This window comes from Novosphingobium profundi, from assembly GCF_018491765.1.
Classification (GTDB): domain Bacteria; phylum Pseudomonadota; class Alphaproteobacteria; order Sphingomonadales; family Sphingomonadaceae; genus Novosphingobium; species Novosphingobium profundi.
In genome coordinates, this window is record NZ_JABWCU010000009.1 from 163,329 (window position 1) to 182,028 (window position 18,700).

An 18,700-nucleotide genomic window follows, 5' to 3' on the forward strand; every position below is an offset into this window, starting at 1 on the left:
AATTTCCGAACGAGACACTTCCCATGACTATGCTCAAAGACCCCTCGGTCAAGTATCGCCCCTTCCCGCAGATCGAACTGCCCAATCGTCAGTGGCCGTCGAAGACGATCACCAAGGCGCCGCGCTGGCTCTCCACGGACCTGCGCGACGGCAACCAGGCCCTCATCGACCCGATGGGCGCGGAGAAGAAGACCCGCTTCTTCGACCTCCTGGTCAAGGTCGGCCTCAAGGAGATCGAGGTCGGCTTCCCGAGCGCGGGCGCGACCGAATTCGACTTCATCCGTGGGCTGGTCGACAGCAACCGCATCCCCGAGGATGTCCTCGTCCAGGTCCTGACCCAGTCGCGCCAGGACCTGATCGAGAAGTCGTTCGAGAGCCTGGCCGGCGTCCACGAGGCGATCGTCCACGTCTACAACGCGGTCTCGCCGCTGTGGCGCAACGTCGTGTTCGGCATGGACCAGGCCCAGATCCGCGGCATCGCCGAGAACGGCGCCAGGATCATCCGCGACCAGATCGCCAAGTACCCGCAGACCAAGTGGCACGTCGAATACAGCCCCGAGACCTTCTCGACGGCCGAACTCGATTTCTCGATCGAGTGCTGCGAAGCGGTGATGAATATTCTCCAGCCCACCCCCGAACACCCGATCATCCTCAACCTGCCGGCAACGGTCGAGGCGGCAACGCCCAACATCTACGCCGACCAGATCGAGTATTTCTGCAACAACCTGCCCAACCGTGAGAGCGCGGTGATCTCGTTGCACACCCACAACGACCGGGGCACCGGCGTCGCCGCGGCGGAGCTGGGCCTGATGGCGGGCGCGGACCGCGTGGAAGGCTGCCTGTTCGGCAACGGCGAACGGACCGGCAACTGCTGCCTCGTGACCGTGGCCATGAACATGTACACGCAGGGCGTGAACCCCGAACTGGACTTCTCGAACATCGACGAAGTGATCCAGACGGTCGAGTACTGCAACCAGCTCAAGGTCCCCGAACGCCACCCTTACGGCGGGGAACTGGTCTTCACCGCGTTCTCGGGCTCGCACCAGGATGCGATCAAGAAGGGCTTTGCCGCGCAGGAGAACCGCAACGACGAGCTCTGGTCGGTACCCTACCTGCCGATCGATCCGGCGGATCTGGGCCGCGACTACGAGGCGGTCATCCGCGTCAACTCGCAGTCGGGCAAGGGTGGCTTCGCCTGGGTGATCGAGCAGGACCAGGGCCTCAAGCTCCCCAAGCGCATGCAGGCGCACTTCTCCAAGCACGTCCAGCAGCTGGCCGACGAACTGGGCCGCGAGCTGCAGGCGGGTGACATCTGGGACGTGTTCCGCGCCGCCTATCGCCTCGATGCTCCGCAGCGCTTCCAGCTGATCGACTGGGACGAGGCGCGCAGCGCCGACGGCACGCGCGTCTTTGCCGGCAAGATCGGCGTCGACGGGCAGGAGCAGTCGGTCTCGGGCCGCGGCAAGGGCCTGATTTCCTCGATCGTCGCCACGCTCGATGAAGGCTTCGGCGTCAAGCTCGACGTGCGCGACTACGCCGAGCACTCGATGGGCAAGGACTCCAACGCCCGCGCCGCGGCCTACGTCGAATGCGTCACGCCCGAAGGCCAGGTGATCTGGGGCGTGGGCATCGACGAGGACGTCGCGACCGCCAGCGTGCGTGCGCTGCTGAGCGCCGCGAACGCGGTCAAGAACGCTGCCGTCCAGACCTGATTTCAGGCGCACCGCAATTCTGAACGGGCCGGAGCCAAGCTCCGGCCCGATTTCGTTTGACCGTTGCTCTTCCGACCCATCCCTATTGGGAAAATATCTTCCCTATACGTAAAGCAATCTCGACAGCCTCCCTCACCTCGCTTATGCCCTTAGGCAAAAGCCATATAGGTCTGGAAGAGAGAGATGCCCGAAACCGAAATTCCCAGCGTCACCGCCGCGCGCCTGCTCAAGGGCCTGCGTTTGCCGGTGATCGCCGCCCCGATGTTCATCGTCTCGGGCCCCGAACTCGTGATTGCGCAAGTCCGCGCAGGCGTGATCGGCAGCTTTCCCGCGCTCAACGCACGCCCCGCCAGCCAGCTCGACGAATGGCTTCACCGGATCACCGAGGAAACCCGCGGCTGCACCGCGCCCTTCGCGGTGAACCTCATCGTCCACAAGTCGAACACTCGCCTGGAAGAGGACCTCGCCGTCCTCGCCAAGTGGAAGGTGCCGCTGGTGATCACCTCGCTTGGTGCCAACGTCGAGGTCAACAAAGCCGTCCATGATTGGGGCGGCGTGGTCATGCACGACGTGATCGATGATTTTTTCGCCCGCAAGGCGATCGACAAGGGCGCCGACGGACTGATCGCGGTCGCGGCCGGGGCCGGTGGTCACGCCGGGCGCCAGTCGCCCTTCGCGCTCGTGCAGGAAATCCGCAGCTGGTTCGACGGCCCCCTTGCGCTTTCCGGCGCGATCGCCAACGGCCGCGCGATCCTCTCCGCCCAGGCGATGGGTGCGGATTTCGGCTATATCGGGACGCCCTGGATCGCCACCGAGGAAGCCCACGCCATCGAAGGCTATAAGCAGGCCATCGTCGAAGGGCGCGCCGCCGACATCGTCAACTCCAGCCTGTTCACCGGCGTTCACGGCAATTACCTGCGCGCCTCGATCGTCGCGGCCGGGCTCGATCCCGACAACCTGCCCGAGGGCGACAAGAGCCAGATGGACTTCGGCTCGGGCGGCAACACCGCCGCCAAGGCCTGGAAGGACATCTGGGGCGCGGGACAGGGCATCGGCGCGGTCGAGGCGGTCGAGCCGGTGGCGCTGCGCGTCGACAGGCTCGAGCGCGAGTATCAGTTGGCCTTGGCAAGCCTGCGCGCGCGCACCGGCATGGCCTGAATGGTCCCGTCGGGTGTGATCGCGCAAACCGGCGTGGCCGCCCACAGGGCCTCGGCCATCTGGTCAAGCTCCTGGAAATCGCGGCTGGCGGGGTCGTAGCGATTGAGCAATGGCCTGTGTCCGCGCGTGTCGAGCAGAAAGCGGCGCAAGGCACGCTGGAGCAAGGCCAGGCGCATCTGCGCCTGCGCCCTTGCCACCCGGCCATCGCGAAGGCGTTCGCGTGACCAGCCCGCCTCGATCTGCCCGATCCGCAGCGCGACGAGCTCGCTGTACCGGTGGTGCGGTCCTCGGTGGAGGGGCAGGCCGAGCCGCAGTGCGGCGCCTTCGCGGCACGGCAGGAGCATGCCGTTCTCGCGAAAATCCTCGAAACGTGTGTCGTGATCGCCGATCTCGCCGAACATTTTCTGGAAGCCGGTCGTCGAGAGCAGTTGCCGGGGCAGAAGGTGGTGCCGCTGGAGGCCGGGATCGTAGCCCGGTTCATTCCGCCTATTGACCGAACGAAACGAAAGAAATCCGCGCCTCAAGCCCCGTGCGACCTCACTGTGAACGCCAGACCCACAGGCGCCGGCCTTGCCGCGAGGGCTCGAGAACCAGGTTTTCCGACCCGATCGTTATTCCGGTATCCTCGCGCGGGACGCCATTCGCCACAAGATAATCGACCACGCGCAAGGCAAGCTTGAAATCGGCCGCCGGATCCGCCGACCGTCCGGCTTCGAGCTGCATTTCCCAGCCCGTGAAGAACGACAGGCCCGAACTGGCGACACTACCGTCGGGCCCGGTCGCGAGCGAAGTCAGTCCGAGCGCCGGAAAGACGCCGCCGCCCAGCCAGTTCAGCACGATCCGCGCGAAATAGGCGGGCTCCATCGCCGAGCGGGCGGGCGGCCAGACGACCGCCGAGACAGGCAAGGCCAGCGCGATGTTGGCCGCCAGCCCCGCCATCGTGCGAATGACCGGCGCAAGTCCCGCCCCCGCAGCGATGTGTCCGGCCGGCCCCAGTGTGATCGCCTCCCCGTCCTGCCAGGCCGCGGCCGCTGCGCCCGATGCGAAGCCGTAGGCATGGGCCGTCGTCGCCAGCACTTGCGCGGGCGCCGGGCCCAGCCCCCGCACGTCGAAGGTCAGCCCGCTGGAGAGAATTTCCATCCAGCCCTCGCTCGGGTCGGGCACGTGGCTGAGACTCGCGATGAGGCCTTCCTGCCCGCCTTCCTCGAAGATCGCCCGGGCCCGCTCCAGGTCTGGCCGCATCCCGGGTGGGAAGACGAACGCGAAGGCCTCCTCCTGAACGGCGCAGGGCTGGCCTGGAATGCTGGCTTGCATCGCGTCCTCCCGCCTGCCGTACACCGACAACATCGTGGGCGTAATGTGATTGATAGGCGCAATAGGCACAAGTTTGGGCGCTGCGTCGAGTCTCTTGCCGTTCCGGCGCGAAAAAACACGGCTCCGCGCCCTTTAGAAGATGCCCATGGAAAGCCCCTGCACCAGAGCCTCGCCCAAGAGTCGGCAAGCCTCCAGGTCGGCGTCGGCCACGACCTTGGGCGCCGCGATCTCCTCGGGCGTCTGCGCGTTCACCAGCGCGATGATCGGATCTGCGAGGCGCCGCAACCGCCACCCTGTGACGATCCTCTCGATCTGCGCCTGTGCGCCGCGCCCGTCGGACCCGGCCGCGATGACCGTCGCGTAGCCACGCCCCTCGACCTTGCCCAGCAGCGGATAGTAGGTGCGGTCGAACAAGTCCTTCATGACGCCCGACATCGAGCCCAGGTTCTCCGGGCAGACGAAGACGTAGACGCCCGCAGCGAGCAGATCGCGCGCGCTCGCGAGGTCCGCGCGGATGCGCCGCACCCTTGCGGCATCCCCCGCGCGGCGCGCCCCCTCTTCCACCGCTTCGGCCAAGGCGCGCGAGGCCCCCGTCCGGCTGTGCCAGAGGATCACCAGATGCTGGCCTGGATCGTGCATTTCCTGCTTGTCCCGTTCGAGTTGCCGGCATGGGCATCATCGCCCTTTGCGTTGCCGCGCAGGGCAGTGTAACCGCTGCTCCATGGCATCGCGACCCGCAACCGTATTCGGTATCGATCGCTCGCTCTCCGGAAAATCCTGGCTCTGGCGCGGCGGCAACATGGACATTTCCCAAGGCGCGGGCGCGCCGGGCGGGCTGGAGGACGACATCGTCACCCAGCTCCTGCTTTCGCGCGGGGTGGACCGCGCCGATCTCGCCCGCCACCGCACGCCCTCACTGCGCGCCTTCCTGCCCGACCCGTCCGAATTCCGCGACATGGACGTGGCCGCCGAACGCCTCGCCAAGGCGGTCGTGACCGGTGAGGCGATCGCGGTCTACGGCGACTACGACGTCGACGGCGCGACCAGCGCGGCGCTGCTCATCCTGCTCCTGCGCCGGCTCGGTGTCGAAGCGCGCTACTACATTCCCGACCGCCTGCTCGAAGGCTATGGCCCCTCCGGCGAAGCGCTCGTGCGGCTCGGCCAGGAAGGCTCGGATCTCGTCGTCACGGTCGACTGCGGCGCGATGGCGCACGAGGCGCTGGCGATGGCGCGCGAGGCCGGGGTCGACGTCGTGGTGGTCGACCACCACAAGTGCTCGCCCGAACTTCCCAAGGCCGTCGCCCTCGTCAACCCCAACCGGCTCGATGAAAGCGACGCGGCGGCCGCGCACGGCAATCTCGCCGCCGTGGGCGTCGCCTTCCTGCTCGCGGTTGCCACGGTCCGCACGCTGCGCGCGCGCGGCTATTTCAAGGACCGCGCCGAGCCCGACCTCTTCGCCCTGCTCGATCTCGTCGCGCTCGGCACCGTCGCCGACGTCGCCTCGCTCCACGGCCTCAACCGCGCCTTCGTGGCGCAAGGTCTGAAGGTCATGGCGCGGCGCGAGCATATCGGCATGGCCGCGCTCATCGACGCGAGCCGGCTCAGCCGCGCCCCCACCTGTTCGGACCTCGGCTTCGCGCTTGGCCCGCGCATCAACGCCGGAGGGCGCGTGGGCGAATCGACGCTCGGCGTACGCCTGCTGACCACCACCGACCCGCACGAGGCGCAGGACATCGCCGCCCAGCTCTCGCAGCTCAACGACGAGCGCCGTGCCATCGAGCAGGCGGTACAGGAGGCCGCCGAGGAGCAACTCGCACGTCAGGACAACCGCTCGGTCCTCGTGCTGGCCGGCGCGGGCTGGCATCCGGGCGTGATCGGCATTGTCGCCGGGCGCATCAAGGAAAAATCCGGGAAGCCTGCGCTGGTGATTGCGCTCGAGGCCGACGAGGCCGGTAACGGCAAAGGTTCGGGCCGCTCGATCGCGGGCGTGGACCTGGGCGCTGCGATCATCGCCGCGCGCGAGGCGGGGCTCCTCGTTGCGGGCGGCGGCCACGCCATGGCCTGCGGGCTCACCATCGCGCCGGGCAAGCTCGACGCGCTTGCCGACTGGCTCGACGAGCGGCTCGCCGCCGACGTGGCGCGCGCCAGCGCCAACCAGTCGATCCGGCTCGACCTCGCGCTGGCGCCCTCGGGCCTCACCCCTGCGCTGGTGGAGACGCTGGATGGCGCCGGTCCCTATGGCATGGGCTGGCCCGGACCGCGCGTCGCGGTAGGCCCCGTGCGCGTGTTCAAGGCCGATGTCGTGGGCAAGGACCACGTGCGGCTGATCGTGGGCGGGCAGGACGGCGGGCGCTTCAAGGCCATGGCCTTCCGCGCGGCCGAGAGCGAAATGGGGCAGGTCCTGCTCCACGCCACCGACGGGCGGCGGCTGTGGCTCGCCGGGCGCACCAAGATCGACGACTGGGGCGCGCGTCCCCAGGCCGAACTCCATATCGAGGACGCCGCTTTCGCCGACTGAGACGCGCATTTTCGCACGAATGTCATTTTTTACGATCAGAGGGGCTTGACCCCCCCGGAGACCCCCGCTAGAGGCGCGGTCCTGCCTCCGGCGCAGCTCGGAATGGCCCCTTCGTCTAGCGGTCTAGGACGCGGCCCTTTCACGGCTGAAACACGGGTTCGAGTCCCGTAGGGGTCACCATCCGGTGCTGCACCTGGCAGGTTTTGAAATGCCTTTTTTGGCCCCTTCGTCTAGCGGTCTAGGACGCGGCCCTCTCACGGCTGAAACACGGGTTCGAGTCCCGTAGGGGTCACCAGGCATTTCGATACGCCATACATGGCCTTTGATGGCCCCTTCGTCTAGCGGTCTAGGACGCGGCCCTTTCACGGCTGAAACACGGGTTCGAGTCCCGTAGGGGTCACCATTCTTGCCGGTCAAACCGGCTTGGGCGCTTCGAGGCGCCCTTCCCCACATTTGGAACCTCGCTCAGCGGCAGACGCTCGCCCTCAGGGTGCGCTGCGCCTGGTCGAGGTGCAGGTGATCGGCGTGCGCCGCGTTGTAATCGGGCGAGAGCACGGTGGCGAACGGACGGCAGGCCGCATCGCGCACGGCGTGGAGAAAGGCGCCCTTGCCCTCCGCGCCGCCCCAGTCGTCGCGAACCCGCACCCGCCGCCCATCGGCGAGGACAAAGCCCGCAACGTCGATGGCGTTGCCGCGCGCGTGCTCGCTCCAGTTGCCCGCATCACCGCCCCCGATCCTGCGGCAATTGACCGTGCCCAGATGCTCGATGCCGGTCACACGCGAGCCGAGATACTCGCGGGCGGCGTCCTGCACGCCGTGGCGCAGCCACCAGGCGAGCGCCGCATCGACAGCGCACGTCCCCTCCGCCGCTGCGGGCGAAAGCGCAACCCCCAGATCACCGGCCGCCCCGAGGCGCTGGCGGTCGGCGCGGCGGCATTCACCTTCTCCAACCGGCGGCAAGGGCTCTGCCGCAAGGCCGCTGCGGGCGAGGAACCCGGTGCAGGCCACGCGGTCGCGGCGCAAGTCGGCCAGCTTTGTGCCGGTTGCCCAGCCCGCGCGCTGGTCGAGCGCCAGCGGCGCGCGCGGATCGTGTTCGGGATGGTCGGCGAGCCAGCCTTGCACCAGCGCCAGGGCACTCGCCGCAAGCAGAAGGACAAGGGCGATCGCGTCGTAACGATCGAGGGCGGAACGCAGGCGGGCCATGGCGGCTACAATGCCCCACCTCCGGCTTTGCTCCGCCCGGTCTCGCGATCAGTCGCGCAGCATGCTGAAGATGAACCAGGCCAGCCCCGTTGCGGCCAGGAACAGCGGCCAGGACCAGAAGAACATATAGCCATCGATGGTGTCGCGCTCGAGCATCAGCATGCCTCCGCGCATGCCCTGCGAGCCCAGAATGCCGGCCACGACCCATGTCAACACGCCGGCAGGAAAGAGCGCCTTGATCAGCGCCATGCCACATCTCCTGCAAGTAACATCCGAGCCCACATTGCCACACAATGGTTAATCCGACGCAAACAGTGGGCCTTTGCAGGCGATATTCAGTGGAAATCGCGTGACTTGGGGATGACCCGCAGATCCCGCGGATGCCCCTGGTGGTAGCCGCAATCGCGGTTGCCCGGTCCCGGGGGCCGCCACGCCTCGACCGGTTCGAAGGCTCCAGAACCCTCGCCCCCACTCTCGCCCCCGCTCCCGTCCTGCGCCTCCCCGCCGCGCGTGCCCGGCCGCGCCATCTGCTCGGCGCGGCTGGGGAGCGGGTTCGCGACGTGATCGGCGCGCGCAGGCGATGCCGGCAACAGATCGTGCGAAAGGTGGTGCAGGTCCTGCGTGGCGTCGGTCAGGTGCGCGGCGATGACGTGGATCACCTCGTCGTCGTATTCCACCCGCCCGCGCACTTCCATCAACCGCGCGCCCATGATCACGCGGCGCTGCTTCTCCATGAGATCGGGCCAGACGACGAGGTTGGCCACCCCGGTCTCGTCCTCGAGCGTGATGAAGCACACCCCCTTGGCGCTGCCCGGACGCTGGCGGATCAGCACCACGCCCGCCACGTTCACCATCGCGCGGTACTGGCGGCTGCGAAGGTCCGCGCAGCGCACGAAGCCGCGCTCGGCCAGCGATGCGCGCAGAAAGGCCATGGGATGCGCCTTGAGGCTGAGGCGCTGGGTCTGGTAGTCGGCGACCACTTCCTCGCTCAGCGGCATGCGCGGGAGGTGCGTGGGGGCCTTCTCGGCCCCTTCGTCGCGCGCCGCGGCGGCGGCGAAGAGCGGCAGGTCGGGCGCGGCGATCAGGCTGCGCGCCTCCCACAAGGCCTGGCGGCGCGGCAGGTTCATCGAGGCGAAGGCATCGCCCGAGGCCAGCTTCTCGACCAGCGCGGGCGAGAGAGCGGCCCGCTCGCGCAAGGCCGCAACGTCGACAAAGGCCCCGTCCTGCGCACGCGCGGCGACAAGCCGCGCCGCCGCGTGTTCGGGAACGCCGTCGATCTGGCGAAAGCCCAGGCGCAAGGCCACCCGTCCCTTGCCCTCGCTTTCCAGCGTGCAGTCCCAGTGCGAATGGTTCACGTCGACGGGGCGCACCTCCACCCCATGCTCCTTCGCGTCGCGCACGATCTGCGCGGGCGCGTAGAAGCCCATGGGCTGCGAATTGAGCAGCGCGGCCGCGAAGGCCGCCGGGAAATGGCATTTGAGCCAGCTCGACACGTAGACGAGGTGCGCGAAGCTTGCCGCGTGGCTTTCGGGAAAGCCGTATTCGCCAAAGCCCTTGATCTGGTTGAAGCAACGCTCGGCGAAGTCCGGATCGTAGCCGCGCGCGATCATGCGCCCGACCATCATGTCCTGCAATTCATGCACCATCCCGCGCGAGCGGAAGGTCGCCATGGCCTTCCTCAAGCGGTTGGCCTCTGCGCTCGAGAACTTCGCCGCGTCGAGCGCGATCTTCATCGCCTGCTCCTGGAAGATCGGCACGCCCAGCGTACGCGCAAGGATGCTGGTAAGCTCGTCCGGGGGGCCATGCTCGGGCGCGGGCGCAGGGATCGCCACCGCCTCCTCGCCGCGCCGGCGCTTGAGGTAGGGGTGCACCATGTCGCCCTGGATCGGGCCCGGACGCACGATGGCGACCTGGATGACGAGATCGTAGAACTCACGCGGGCGCAGCCGCGGCAGCATGTTCATCTGCGCGCGGCTTTCCACCTGGAACACGCCGAGCGAGTCCCCCCGGCGCAGCATGGCATAAGTCTCGGGATCCTCGCGCGGGACACTCGCCAGCGTCAGGTCGCGCCCATGGTGCGCGCCCAGGAGATCGAGGCACTTGCGGATGCAGGTGAGCATGCCGAGCGCGAGGACGTCGACCTTGAGAATGCCCAGCGCATCGATGTCGTCCTTGTCCCACTCGATGAACGAGCGTTCGGGCATGGCCCCGTTGCCGATCGGCACGGTCTCGCTGAGTGGTCCCTGGGTGAGGATGAATCCCCCCACATGCTGCGACAAATGTCGTGGCATACCAATCATTTCATCGGTCAACCTCAGAACACGCCGCAAGTGCGGATCGCTGAGGTCCATGCCCGTTTCCCGAACGTGCTTCTCGCCGATCTCGCGGCCGTACCCGCCCCAGACGGTACGTGCGAGCGCGCTCGTCACGTCCTGCGAGAGCCCCATCGCCTTGCCCACTTCGCGGATCGCCATGCGCGGGCGGTAGTGGATGACGGTGGCGCACAGGCCCGCGCGATGGCGGCCATAGCGCTTGTAGATGTACTGGATCACCTCTTCGCGCCGCTCGTGGTCGAAATCGACGTCGATGTCGGGCGGCTCCTTGCGCTCCTCGGAGATGAAGCGGTCGAACAGCAGCGCGTGCTTCGCCGGGTCGACCGCGGTGATCTCGAGGCAGTAGCACACCGCCGAATTGGCCGCCGAGCCACGCCCCTGGCACAGGATCGGCGGCTCCTGCGCGCGCGCGAAATCGACGATGTCCTTGATGGTGAGGAAGTAGCGCGCAAGCTGGAGCTTGCCGATCAGCGCCAGTTCGCGCGCCAGCGTTTCGCCCACCGCCTCGGGCACGCCCTCGGGGTAGCGCCGCTGCGCGCCCTGCCAGGTCAGCGTTTCCAGATGCCCTTGCGGATCGAGGCCGCCCGGGCAGATTTCCTCGGGATACTCGTACTGCAGTTCCTCGAGATGGAAGGTGCAGGCATCGGCCAACTCGCGCGCGGCCGCGATCGCGTGGGGCCAGCGGGCGAAGAGCCGCGCCATCTCCTGCGGTGACTTCAGGTGCCGCTCGGCGTTGGCCTGGAGCGCCCACCCGGCCCGCGCAACGGTGGTCTTGTGGCGGATCGCGGTCATCACGTCGTGCAGGGGGCGTCGCTCGGGCGCGTGGTAGAGCACGTCGTTGGTGGCGAGCAGCGCCATCCCCTGCCCACGCGCCAGGGCATCGAGCGCCTCGATCCGCGCGACGTCGTCCCCGCTGTGAAGGTAGCAGGCGGCAAGGTGGCCCAGCGTGGGCAGTTGCGCGGCGAGGTGCGGCAGGATCTCGGCCAGGCTGCCGCTCACCCGCATGGGCGACGCGCCCCCACCTCCTCCAAGCGCCACGACGTTGCTCTCGACCATGATCGTGAAGCGCGTGCGCAAATCGCGCGCAGGCACCAGCACCAGGTGCACACCCTCGGCGCGCGCGGCCAGCCTCGCAAGCGAGATGTCGCACACCCCCTTCTCCTGCCATTCGCCCTCGAGCGTGCCCATGCGCCCGGCCGTGATCAGCGCGCAGAGGCGTCCATAGGCCGCACGGTCCTGCGGATAAGCGAGGAAGCTCAGGCCCTCCACGGTCTCGATGCGGCAGCCGATGACGGGGCGCAATTTGAGCGCACGCGCCTCGGCGTGGATGCGCACCACGCCCGCCATCGAGTTGACATCCGCGATCCCGATCGCGTCATAACCGAGCCGCTGCGCCTCGGTGACGAGGTCCACCGCGTCCGAGGCCCCGCGCAGGAACGAAAAGCAGCTGACCAGCCCGAGTTCGACGAAATCCGCGCGCGCAGGCGGTACGACACTGTCGGGGTCCAGCGTCACGCGGCGACGGTCAGGGGTGAGCGGGGCTTCGGGCATGGTTCGTGTCGCGGTCGCAGGGGGAATCGCAAGAGAATATGTTCCCTATACGTTCTCATTGATCGCAACGCCAGCAAGGCTTTTTCCCTCGCAAATGCCTAAAGGCTTCCTATCTTGCAGCCTTTCCCCCAGCCTCTTTGCCAGACCCCTGAAACGAACAGGAAATTCCATGCGCCACGTGCTCCGCCAGCACCCCGCCCTGCGCGACGACATCGCCGACCTCACCACCCGCCGTCCGCTGCCGAGCCGCGACCTGCCCCAGCTCGACCCCTTCCTGTTCCTCAACCACCACGGCCCCCAGGTCTACCCGCCCCACAACCGCGGCCTGCCCTTCGGCCCGCACCCGCACCGCGGCTTCGAGACGGTCAGCTTCATCCTGAGAGGCGAGATGGCGCACCTCGACAGCGGCGGCCACGAAAGCGTGATCGGTGAAGGCGGCATCCAGTGGATGACGGCGGGTTCAGGCCTCGTCCATGCCGAGATCAGCCCCGAGAGCTTCAAGGCTGCGGGCGGCCCGCTCGAGATCCTCCAGCTCTGGGTCAACCTGCCCGCGCGGCTCAAGATGGCCGAGCCCGCCTACACCGGCCTCCAGCGCGCGGACATTCCCGCGATCGCGGTTCCGGGCGGCACGGTGAACCTCATCTCGGGGGCTTTCGAGGGCCACGAAGGCGCATTCACCTCGCTGACCGGGGTGGCGATGATGACGGTGGAGCTCGAAGCTTCAGCGCGGATCACGCTGCCCGCGCCCCAGGGGCGCACGGTGTTCCTCTACGTCGTTGCGGGCGCGCCGGTGATCGCGGGCACACCTTGCAAGGAGGCGCACCTCGTCGAGCTCGATCAGGGCGGCGACGGCGTGGAAGTGGAAGCCCAGGGCCCGGTCACGCTGCTCTACGGCCATGCCGATCCGATCGGCGAGCCGGTCGTTGCGCACGGGCCCTTCGTGATGAACACCCGCGAGGAAATCCTCGCCGCGATCCACGACTACCAGGCCGGAAAGTTCGGGGCCATCGCCGGATAGGCCGCCCCGGCGGACCTACTTCGCCGGCTGCGCGGCGGGCAGGTCGACGGTGAAGGATTGCGTGGGGACGGGCATGGCAAGCAGCCCTACCGCGCTGGCGATCCCGATGACGGCCCAGACATAGCGCTTCGCGCGGAAATCGAGGACGGCGCGCACGAGGCAGGCAAGGGCAACGAGGATCGGAACGGCAAGCCAATAGAACGTGGTCATGACCCCCGCCTTATGGCTTGCGGACGCGCGAGGCCAGCGCCTTTCCTCTCCGGGCGGGGTACCCGTCCTTACCTCAGCGCGGATGGCGCCGGGCAAGCGCGATCCCGGCAAGGTTCTGCTCGCGCTTGATCCAGCGCGGGCGCAGGCGCGGTCCGTCCTGCGCCAGCTCGCATAGGCGCGCGGCGTAAGGTCCACTCCCCGGATCGCCCGCGAGCGCCCTCTGCGCCTCGCCGATCACCGCTCGCGCATCGCCCAGCAGCACGACTTCGCCAAGGTTCGATTCGCGCGCGAGGCGGGCCGCGTGGAGCAGCGCCAGCCATTCGGCCTCGAAGCTCCCGCCCTGCCCCATGTCCTCGAAAAGATGGACCACGCCGCGCACGACGACGGCGGCCTCCATCCGGCCGGGATTGGGGCGGCAACCGCCATCGAAATAGATCTTCACCCGGCGCGGCTGCATGGCGTGGCCTGTCCTCCTCACCGCCCCTTAGGGCATGGCGCCCCGTCCGAACAGGGGCCCTATCCGAACAGCCCCTGGAGGAACCAGGCCGGCACCCCGCCGCGTCCATCGCCCACCACACCGCTGCGGTAGATCCAGTAGCGGCGCCCCATCGCGTCCTCGATCCGGTAATAGTCGCGCAGCCGCACCGCGCCGCGCTCGCGCCACCACTCGGGCGCGATCCGCTCGGGCCCTTCCGAGCGCAACACGTCGTGCGTCTCACCGCGCCAGCGAAAGCGCTTCGGCAATCCGTCGGGGGTCTCGTAGATCACCGATATCTGCTCGGGCTTATCAAGCATCTTCAATGGCCTGCAATGGAAATCGAAAGTTCCCTGCGAGGTTTTTTCGGGTTCCAGCGGGCCCTGCCAGCGCTGCGCCCGTTCGGGAATGTGGCTGGCGAAGAGGATCGGACGGCGCACCGCGTCATGCCCCAGTCGCACCGTCAACCGATCGACGCAGGCGGCCAGGCTGGTGCCGCGCTCCTGCGCGGCGTGCTCGATATCGCCCTGCGCCAGCGCGAGAGGCTCGCACCAGGGGCTGCGCAGGCGGACCATCTCGATCCCGAAGCCCGCATCGACATCCTCCAGCCGCCGCGCGAAGAGCCCGGCCAGGTGCGCCGCCTCGCGCGAGGGCGCGGCCATCTCGACGCGGCGCACCACCACTTCGCCATCGACCTTCCACAAGCCCAGCTCGAGCCGCCGCGCGCCCTGCCCCGCGCCTTCGAGCACGCGCTCCATGTCCCCGGCAAGGTCGGCCACCACCTGTTCGAGCAAGGCCCGATGGCGGATCGGCTCCATCAACCGGCGCTGGACCAGCGGAGCGTGGGTGACGAGCACCGGCAACAGCGGTTCGGGGACGCGACCAAGCAACTGGTCCATGCGCAGGAGCGGATTGGCGCTGGCCGAACGGCGATTGCGGAAGCGCCGCACCAGCGCCTCGCGCGCCACTGCGTCGAGATCGCCCAGCCGCTTGAGGCCGAGTCGCCGCAGCACGGTGAGCACGTCCTCGTCGAGCCGCAAGGCCGCGACCGGCAACCCGGCAAGACGCTGTGCGGGATCGTCCCCGGACCGCAGGATCGCACCGTCAGGACCGTGGTGCGCCAGCGCCCAGGCCGCCCCCGCCGTCGGCGCGATGGCCATGCGCACGGCAAAGCGTCGGCGCGCGAAGGCGGCGCGGGCATCGGCCAGGAGCGCCTCCTCGCCCCCGAACAGGTGCGCGACACCGGTCACGTCGACAAGCAGGCCATCGGGCGGGTCGAGCGCGGACCAGGGCCCCCAGCGCAACGCCCAGCCCGCCAGGTGCTCGAGGAAAGCGAGATCGCCCGCCGGGTCGGAGGCGGCAACGGCAAGTTCGGGGCACAGCGTGCGCGCATCGGCGAGCATCATGCCGCCTTGCGCGCCCGCCGCGCGCCCGGCGGCGTTGGCCGCGGCGATCCGGGGGCCATGCGCAGTCTCGGCGATCAGCGCGAGCGGCTGCGCGTCGGCGCCCTCGCCCGCCGCCAGCCCTTCGCCCAGCCGCCAGCGATCGAGCGCGAGCCGGCACAGCCAGATGGCCAGGATACGGCGCGAAGGAGAAGGCGCGAGCATCGCGGCTCAGCCCGGACGGGGCTTGGCGCCGCCCTCGCGCCTGCGTTGCAGTTCGGCCGCCGCACCAACTTTCTCGGCGACGAGCCGCCCGTCCTCGCGCAGGATCCACTGTCCGGGCGGATGGCGACGGGCGCGGAACAGTTCGGCCTGCCAGCTCTGCGTGCCCGGGGCCTGCGCGTTCCAGCCCGGCGCGGGCGACGGGGCCGAGGCCACCTCCCAGCGCATCCGCGCCGAGGAAAGATCGCGCCGGGCATCGAGCCGCACCAACCACAGCGGCACCCCATGCCGCTCGGCGGCAAGGCCGAGGCGGCGTGACGCGGTCATGTCGAGCGCGCGCGGGTTGCCAGTGATCTCGCCGATGACGAAAGCCAGGTCACGGCAGCGCAGCCCCTCCTCGAGCGCGAAGAGAGCGTCCTGCGCCGTCTTGACCGCGACATGGATCAGGCGGTGGCGCAAGCCCTCGGGCAGCCCGGCGCGGTAGGGCCGCCCGCTGCGCTGGATCGCCCGCGCGTCCTGCACCCAGAGCCACATGCGCTCGTCGGGGGTGTCGGCGAGCGGGTCGGCCGAAGGGCCCGCGCGCACCGCCCGCTGGCGATCGAGCGCGAGCGCCAGCGCCAGCGCCGCGCCCGCCCCCTCATCGCCCGAGGCGAAGATCTCTCCGTGCGCGGTCGCCTCACCCACCTGCCCCGGCTGCCATTGCAGGCCCTGGGCGTCGGCAAGGCGGACGGCTGCAGACACGCTGTCCATCGGCAGAGAAAGGGTCATGGGCAAAGTCATCAAGGAGCACCGTCATACGAACAATGTTCTCATTATGTTCTTTTTGACGACGATTGCAATCATCCTCCCGACCATGCCCCTGTGGACCGCCTTGTGGAAAAACGGAGGACAAGAGTGGGACAAGCTGAGGAAATGCCCTGTGCGCCGCGCGATTGCGCGCCCCGCTCCAGCCACGAAAAAGGGGGCCCGAAAGCCCCCTTTCCCAATTCGATGGCGCGTAGAGCGCGGTGCTCAGTCGATCGGTGGGACCGGCTGGGGCGGCACGTCGGAGTCGCCTTCATGCACTTCGACGAGACCGCGCCCGACGTGGCTCTTGCGGTAGCCGTAGGCAAAATAGACGACCAGCCCGATACCACCCCAAACCGGAAGAACCATCTTCGATTCAAACGGCAGGTTGAAGAATAGCCCCAGACATCCCAGGGCCGCCAGCGGCGCCACGACCCAGACCAACGGGGTGCGGAAGGGGCGCTTGCGGTTGGGCTGAGTGCGACGCAGGATCAGGACCGCGATCGCGACCATGAAGAATGCGAAGAGCGTGCCCGAGTTCGAGATGTCCGCCAGCTGGCCGACCGGCAGGAACGCCGCGAAGAGTGACACCGCGGCACCGGTGATCATGGTCACGATGTGCGGCGTCTTCCACTTGGGATGGATCGACGCCAGCTTCTCGGGCAACAGGCCATCGCGCGCCATCACGAAGAAGATGCGAGTCTGGCCAAAGAGCATGATGAGAATGACCGAAGGCAGCGCCAGGAAGGCCGCCACGCCGATAAGGTCACCCACGCGTTCCCACCCAATCGAGCGCAGCACGTGCGCCAGCGCCTCGCGCGAGCAGACCAGGGGCTCGGCGCCCGCGGCGGTCAGCGTCTTGCACTGCTCGGCGAGCATGGACGTGCCCGGCGCGAGAATTTCGCCATGGGGGCCCGACACCGGCTGCGCGCCAATCGCGCCGATCGCGCCAGCAGCCACGAGCAAGTAGAACACGGTGCAGATCGCGAGGCTGCCGATCAGGCCGATCGGCACGTTCCTCTGGGGATCCTTGGTCTCTTCCGCCGCCGTCGAAACCGCGTCGAAACCGACATAGGCGAAGAAGATCGAGGCTGCGGCACCCACCGCGCCAAGGCCCGCGCCCTGGCCGTTGCCGAACCAGCCGTTGGGCATGAAGGGCTCGAAGTTGGCGCCCTTGATGACAGGGATCGTCAGGGCGATGAACACGGTCAGCGCCGTCACCTTGATCGCCACCAGGACAGCGTTCACGCGTGCGCTCTCGGTGGTTCCAACCATCAGCAGTACGGTCACCAGCAAGGCAATGACAAGCGCCGGAAGGTTCACGAAGCCACCTGCATAGGGCCCGACCGTCACCGCCAGCGGCAGATCGATGCCCCAACTGTGGAGCAGGCCGACGAAGTAGCCCGACCAGCCCACCGAAACCGCGCTCGCCGCCACCGCATATTCGAGAATAAGCGCCCAGCCCACCATCCAGGCGAGAAGTTCGCCCATGACCGCGTAGGTATAGGTATATGCCGAACCCGAGACGGGTACCATCGAGGCGATCTCGGAATAGCAGAGCGCCGCCACGCCGCAGACCAGCGCCGCAATGACGAAGGCCCACATCATGCCCGGCCCCGCCTTCTGGGCAGCTTCGGAAGTGAGCACGAAGATACCGGTGCCGATGATCGCGCCGACGCCCAGAAGCGTCAGTTGAACGGCCCCAAGCGACCTGTGTAGTGATTTCTTTTCCGCTGTCGCCAAGATGGCATCGAGCGGCTTTACGCGTCCGAACATGCGTGGATCCCTGAATTCGCTGATTGCGCGCAGGCTAGCCGACAGCGACCGCATGGCAAGAGCGCGTATTACGAAATTTCATGCCTTTGAACAGGAATTCGCCCTGATCCGGCCGTATTTCGCCATTTGCCCTCAGCATGCGGCGCGTCTAGGAAGCAAATCATGTCCACGACCTTCCAGCTCGACACGGCCACCAGCCGCGCCAACCCCACCCCCGCGCCGATGAAGCGCCTGACGATTCCCGCAATCCGCCGCCGCAAGAAGGACGGCGTGACCGAAGATCCGATCGTCATGCTCACCGCCTACACCGCGCGCCAGGCGCAGCTTCTCGATGCGCATTGCGACCTCCTGCTGGTCGGCGACAGCCTGGGCCAGGTGATCTACGGCCTCTCCTCGAGCGTACCGGTCTCGCTCGACATGATGGTCAATCACGGTGCCGCCGTGGTGCGCGGCAGCTACCACGCCGCGGTCATCGTCGACATGCCTTTCGGCAGCTACGAGCAGTCGCCCCAGCAGGCCTTCGAGAGCGCCGCGCGCCTGCTCAAGGAAACCGGCTGCGCAGGCGTGAAGCTGGAAGGCGGCGAGGCGATGGCCGAGACCGTGGCCTTCCTCACCCAGCGCGGCATTCCGGTGATGGGCCATATCGGCCTCACCCCGCAGGCGGTGAACCTGCTGGGCGGCTACAACGCGCGCGGCCGTTCCGAGGCCGAGGCGAAGAAGATCGTCGCCGACGCCAAGGCGCTCGACGAGGCGGGCGCCTTCGCGATCGTCATCGAGGGCGTGGTCGAGCCGATCGCGATCGAGGCGACCAGGGCCGTCGCCTGCCCCACCATCGGCATCGGCGGCTCGCCGCTGTGCGACGGCCAGGTGCTGGTCACCGAGGACATGTGCGGCATGTTCGAGCGCGTGCCACGCTTTGTGAAGCGCTACGCCGATCTCGCCGGAGTGATTTCGGGCGCCGCGGCGGACTATGCCGCCGAAGTGCGTGCGCGTACTTTCCCGGGCCCGGAGCAGACCTACCAGCCCAAGTAGGCCCCAGCCT

16 protein-coding genes and 3 tRNA genes are annotated in these 18,700 nt (G+C 68.2%); 8 read left to right on the top strand and 11 right to left on the bottom strand.

Features of this window, described 5'->3' with window-relative positions:
• The first annotated feature begins 23 nt into the window (after positions 1 to 23).
• Both leuA and HT136_RS11970 read left to right on the top strand, forming a co-directional pair.
• Positions 24 to 1,712 carry a 2-isopropylmalate synthase gene (leuA, locus tag HT136_RS11965; protein WP_214199998.1) on the top strand — a complete coding sequence of 563 codons (1,689 nt, stop codon included), beginning with the start codon at positions 24 to 26 and terminating at the stop codon, positions 1,710 to 1,712.
• Between the two features lie 183 nt (positions 1,713 to 1,895).
• Positions 1,896 to 2,870 carry an NAD(P)H-dependent flavin oxidoreductase gene (locus HT136_RS11970; RefSeq protein WP_214199999.1) on the top strand — a complete coding sequence of 325 codons (975 nt, stop codon included), beginning with the start codon at positions 1,896 to 1,898 and terminating at the stop codon, positions 2,868 to 2,870.
• Here HT136_RS11970 and HT136_RS11975 read toward each other — a convergent pair.
• From HT136_RS11975 to HT136_RS11985, 3 genes are all read right to left on the bottom strand, one after another.
• Entirely contained in the window at positions 2,825 to 3,394 is a 570-nt protein-coding gene (locus HT136_RS11975; protein WP_214200000.1) for an AHH domain-containing protein, read from the bottom strand. The genes HT136_RS11970 and HT136_RS11975 overlap by 46 nt on opposite strands.
• 13 nt (positions 3,395 to 3,407) lie before the next feature.
• Positions 3,408 to 4,184, bottom strand: a complete 777-nt coding sequence (locus tag HT136_RS11980) for a hypothetical protein (RefSeq protein ID WP_214200001.1) — start codon at positions 4,182 to 4,184, stop codon at positions 3,408 to 3,410.
• A 132-nt stretch (positions 4,185 to 4,316) separates the two neighbouring features.
• A complete protein-coding gene (locus tag HT136_RS11985) occupies positions 4,317 to 4,823 on the bottom strand; it encodes a flavodoxin family protein (RefSeq protein ID WP_214200002.1) in 507 nt (168 codons plus the stop codon).
• 82 nt (positions 4,824 to 4,905) lie between these two features.
• Between HT136_RS11985 and recJ the strand changes: the two genes are divergently transcribed.
• From recJ to HT136_RS12005, 4 genes are all read left to right on the top strand, one after another.
• The gene (recJ, locus tag HT136_RS11990; protein ID WP_214200003.1) at positions 4,906 to 6,702 is read left to right on the top strand and encodes a single-stranded-DNA-specific exonuclease RecJ; all 1,797 of its coding nucleotides are present in this window, start codon (positions 4,906 to 4,908) and stop codon (positions 6,700 to 6,702) included.
• 104 nt (positions 6,703 to 6,806) lie between these two features.
• Positions 6,807 to 6,882, top strand: a tRNA-Glu gene (locus tag HT136_RS11995).
• 39 nt (positions 6,883 to 6,921) lie between these two features.
• Positions 6,922 to 6,997 (top strand) — tRNA-Glu (locus HT136_RS12000).
• A gap of 32 nt (positions 6,998 to 7,029) precedes the next feature.
• Positions 7,030 to 7,105: transfer RNA gene (locus HT136_RS12005), tRNA-Glu, on the top strand.
• A gap of 62 nt (positions 7,106 to 7,167) precedes the next feature.
• Here HT136_RS12005 and HT136_RS12010 read toward each other — a convergent pair.
• From HT136_RS12010 to HT136_RS12020, 3 genes are all read right to left on the bottom strand, one after another.
• Positions 7,168 to 7,905, bottom strand: coding sequence for an extensin-like domain-containing protein (locus HT136_RS12010; RefSeq protein ID WP_214200004.1), 738 nt, complete (start codon positions 7,903 to 7,905; stop codon positions 7,168 to 7,170).
• 48 nt (positions 7,906 to 7,953) lie between these two features.
• Positions 7,954 to 8,154 carry a hypothetical protein gene (locus tag HT136_RS12015; RefSeq protein WP_214200005.1) on the bottom strand — a complete coding sequence of 67 codons (201 nt, stop codon included), beginning with the start codon at positions 8,152 to 8,154 and terminating at the stop codon, positions 7,954 to 7,956.
• Positions 8,155 to 8,240: 86 nt separating this feature from the next.
• Positions 8,241 to 11,789 carry an error-prone DNA polymerase gene (locus HT136_RS12020; protein WP_214200006.1) on the bottom strand — a complete coding sequence of 1,183 codons (3,549 nt, stop codon included), beginning with the start codon at positions 11,787 to 11,789 and terminating at the stop codon, positions 8,241 to 8,243.
• Between the two features lie 169 nt (positions 11,790 to 11,958).
• Between HT136_RS12020 and HT136_RS12025 the strand changes: the two genes are divergently transcribed.
• Entirely contained in the window at positions 11,959 to 12,807 is an 849-nt protein-coding gene (locus HT136_RS12025; protein ID WP_214200007.1) for a pirin family protein, read from the top strand.
• A gap of 15 nt (positions 12,808 to 12,822) precedes the next feature.
• Here HT136_RS12025 and HT136_RS12030 read toward each other — a convergent pair whose 3' ends face one another.
• The 5 genes from HT136_RS12030 to HT136_RS12050 all read right to left on the bottom strand — a co-directional run bounded on the left by HT136_RS12030 (position 12,823) and on the right by HT136_RS12050 (position 17,658).
• The gene (locus tag HT136_RS12030) at positions 12,823 to 13,017 is read right to left on the bottom strand and encodes a hypothetical protein (RefSeq protein WP_214200008.1); all 195 of its coding nucleotides are present in this window, start codon (positions 13,015 to 13,017) and stop codon (positions 12,823 to 12,825) included.
• A gap of 73 nt (positions 13,018 to 13,090) precedes the next feature.
• The gene (locus HT136_RS12035; protein ID WP_214200009.1) at positions 13,091 to 13,474 is read right to left on the bottom strand and encodes a reverse transcriptase-like protein; all 384 of its coding nucleotides are present in this window, start codon (positions 13,472 to 13,474) and stop codon (positions 13,091 to 13,093) included.
• 59 nt (positions 13,475 to 13,533) lie between these two features.
• A complete protein-coding gene (locus HT136_RS12040) occupies positions 13,534 to 15,099 on the bottom strand; it encodes a Y-family DNA polymerase (RefSeq protein WP_214200010.1) in 1,566 nt (521 codons plus the stop codon).
• A gap of 6 nt (positions 15,100 to 15,105) precedes the next feature.
• Positions 15,106 to 15,864: a hypothetical protein gene (locus tag HT136_RS12045; protein ID WP_246543640.1), complete on the bottom strand. Its 759-nt coding sequence runs from the start codon at positions 15,862 to 15,864 to the stop codon at positions 15,106 to 15,108.
• Positions 15,865 to 16,107: 243 nt separating this feature from the next.
• Positions 16,108 to 17,658, bottom strand: coding sequence for an amino acid permease (locus HT136_RS12050; protein ID WP_214200011.1), 1,551 nt, complete (start codon positions 17,656 to 17,658; stop codon positions 16,108 to 16,110).
• A 162-nt stretch (positions 17,659 to 17,820) separates the two neighbouring features.
• Between HT136_RS12050 and panB the strand changes: the two genes are divergently transcribed.
• Complete coding sequence (panB, locus tag HT136_RS12055; protein WP_214200012.1) at positions 17,821 to 18,690, top strand: 3-methyl-2-oxobutanoate hydroxymethyltransferase; 870 nt, start codon at positions 17,821 to 17,823, stop codon at positions 18,688 to 18,690.
• Positions 18,691 to 18,700: the final 10 nt, after the last annotated feature.

Coding starts and splice junctions, on each gene's coding strand:
- leuA (WP_214199998.1), top strand. CDS start 24: ATGACTATGCTCAAAGACCCCTCGGTCAAGTATCGCCCCTTCCCGCAG.
- HT136_RS11970 (WP_214199999.1), top strand. CDS start 1,896: ATGCCCGAAACCGAAATTCCCAGCGTCACCGCCGCGCGCCTGCTCAAG.
- HT136_RS11980 (WP_214200001.1), bottom strand. CDS start 4,184: ATGCAAGCCAGCATTCCAGGCCAGCCCTGCGCCGTTCAGGAGGAGGCC.
- HT136_RS11985 (WP_214200002.1), bottom strand. CDS start 4,823: ATGCACGATCCAGGCCAGCATCTGGTGATCCTCTGGCACAGCCGGACG.
- recJ (WP_214200003.1), top strand. CDS start 4,906: ATGGCATCGCGACCCGCAACCGTATTCGGTATCGATCGCTCGCTCTCC.
- HT136_RS12010 (WP_214200004.1), bottom strand. CDS start 7,905: ATGGCCCGCCTGCGTTCCGCCCTCGATCGTTACGACGCGATCGCCCTT.
- HT136_RS12015 (WP_214200005.1), bottom strand. CDS start 8,154: ATGGCGCTGATCAAGGCGCTCTTTCCTGCCGGCGTGTTGACATGGGTC.
- HT136_RS12020 (WP_214200006.1), bottom strand. CDS start 11,789: ATGCCCGAAGCCCCGCTCACCCCTGACCGTCGCCGCGTGACGCTGGAC.
- HT136_RS12025 (WP_214200007.1), top strand. CDS start 11,959: ATGCGCCACGTGCTCCGCCAGCACCCCGCCCTGCGCGACGACATCGCC.
- HT136_RS12030 (WP_214200008.1), bottom strand. CDS start 13,017: ATGACCACGTTCTATTGGCTTGCCGTTCCGATCCTCGTTGCCCTTGCC.
- HT136_RS12035 (WP_214200009.1), bottom strand. CDS start 13,474: ATGCAGCCGCGCCGGGTGAAGATCTATTTCGATGGCGGTTGCCGCCCC.
- HT136_RS12040 (WP_214200010.1), bottom strand. CDS start 15,099: ATGCTCGCGCCTTCTCCTTCGCGCCGTATCCTGGCCATCTGGCTGTGC.
- HT136_RS12045 (WP_246543640.1), bottom strand. CDS start 15,864: ATGACCCTTTCTCTGCCGATGGACAGCGTGTCTGCAGCCGTCCGCCTT.
- HT136_RS12050 (WP_214200011.1), bottom strand. CDS start 17,658: ATGTTCGGACGCGTAAAGCCGCTCGATGCCATCTTGGCGACAGCGGAA.
- panB (WP_214200012.1), top strand. CDS start 17,821: ATGTCCACGACCTTCCAGCTCGACACGGCCACCAGCCGCGCCAACCCC.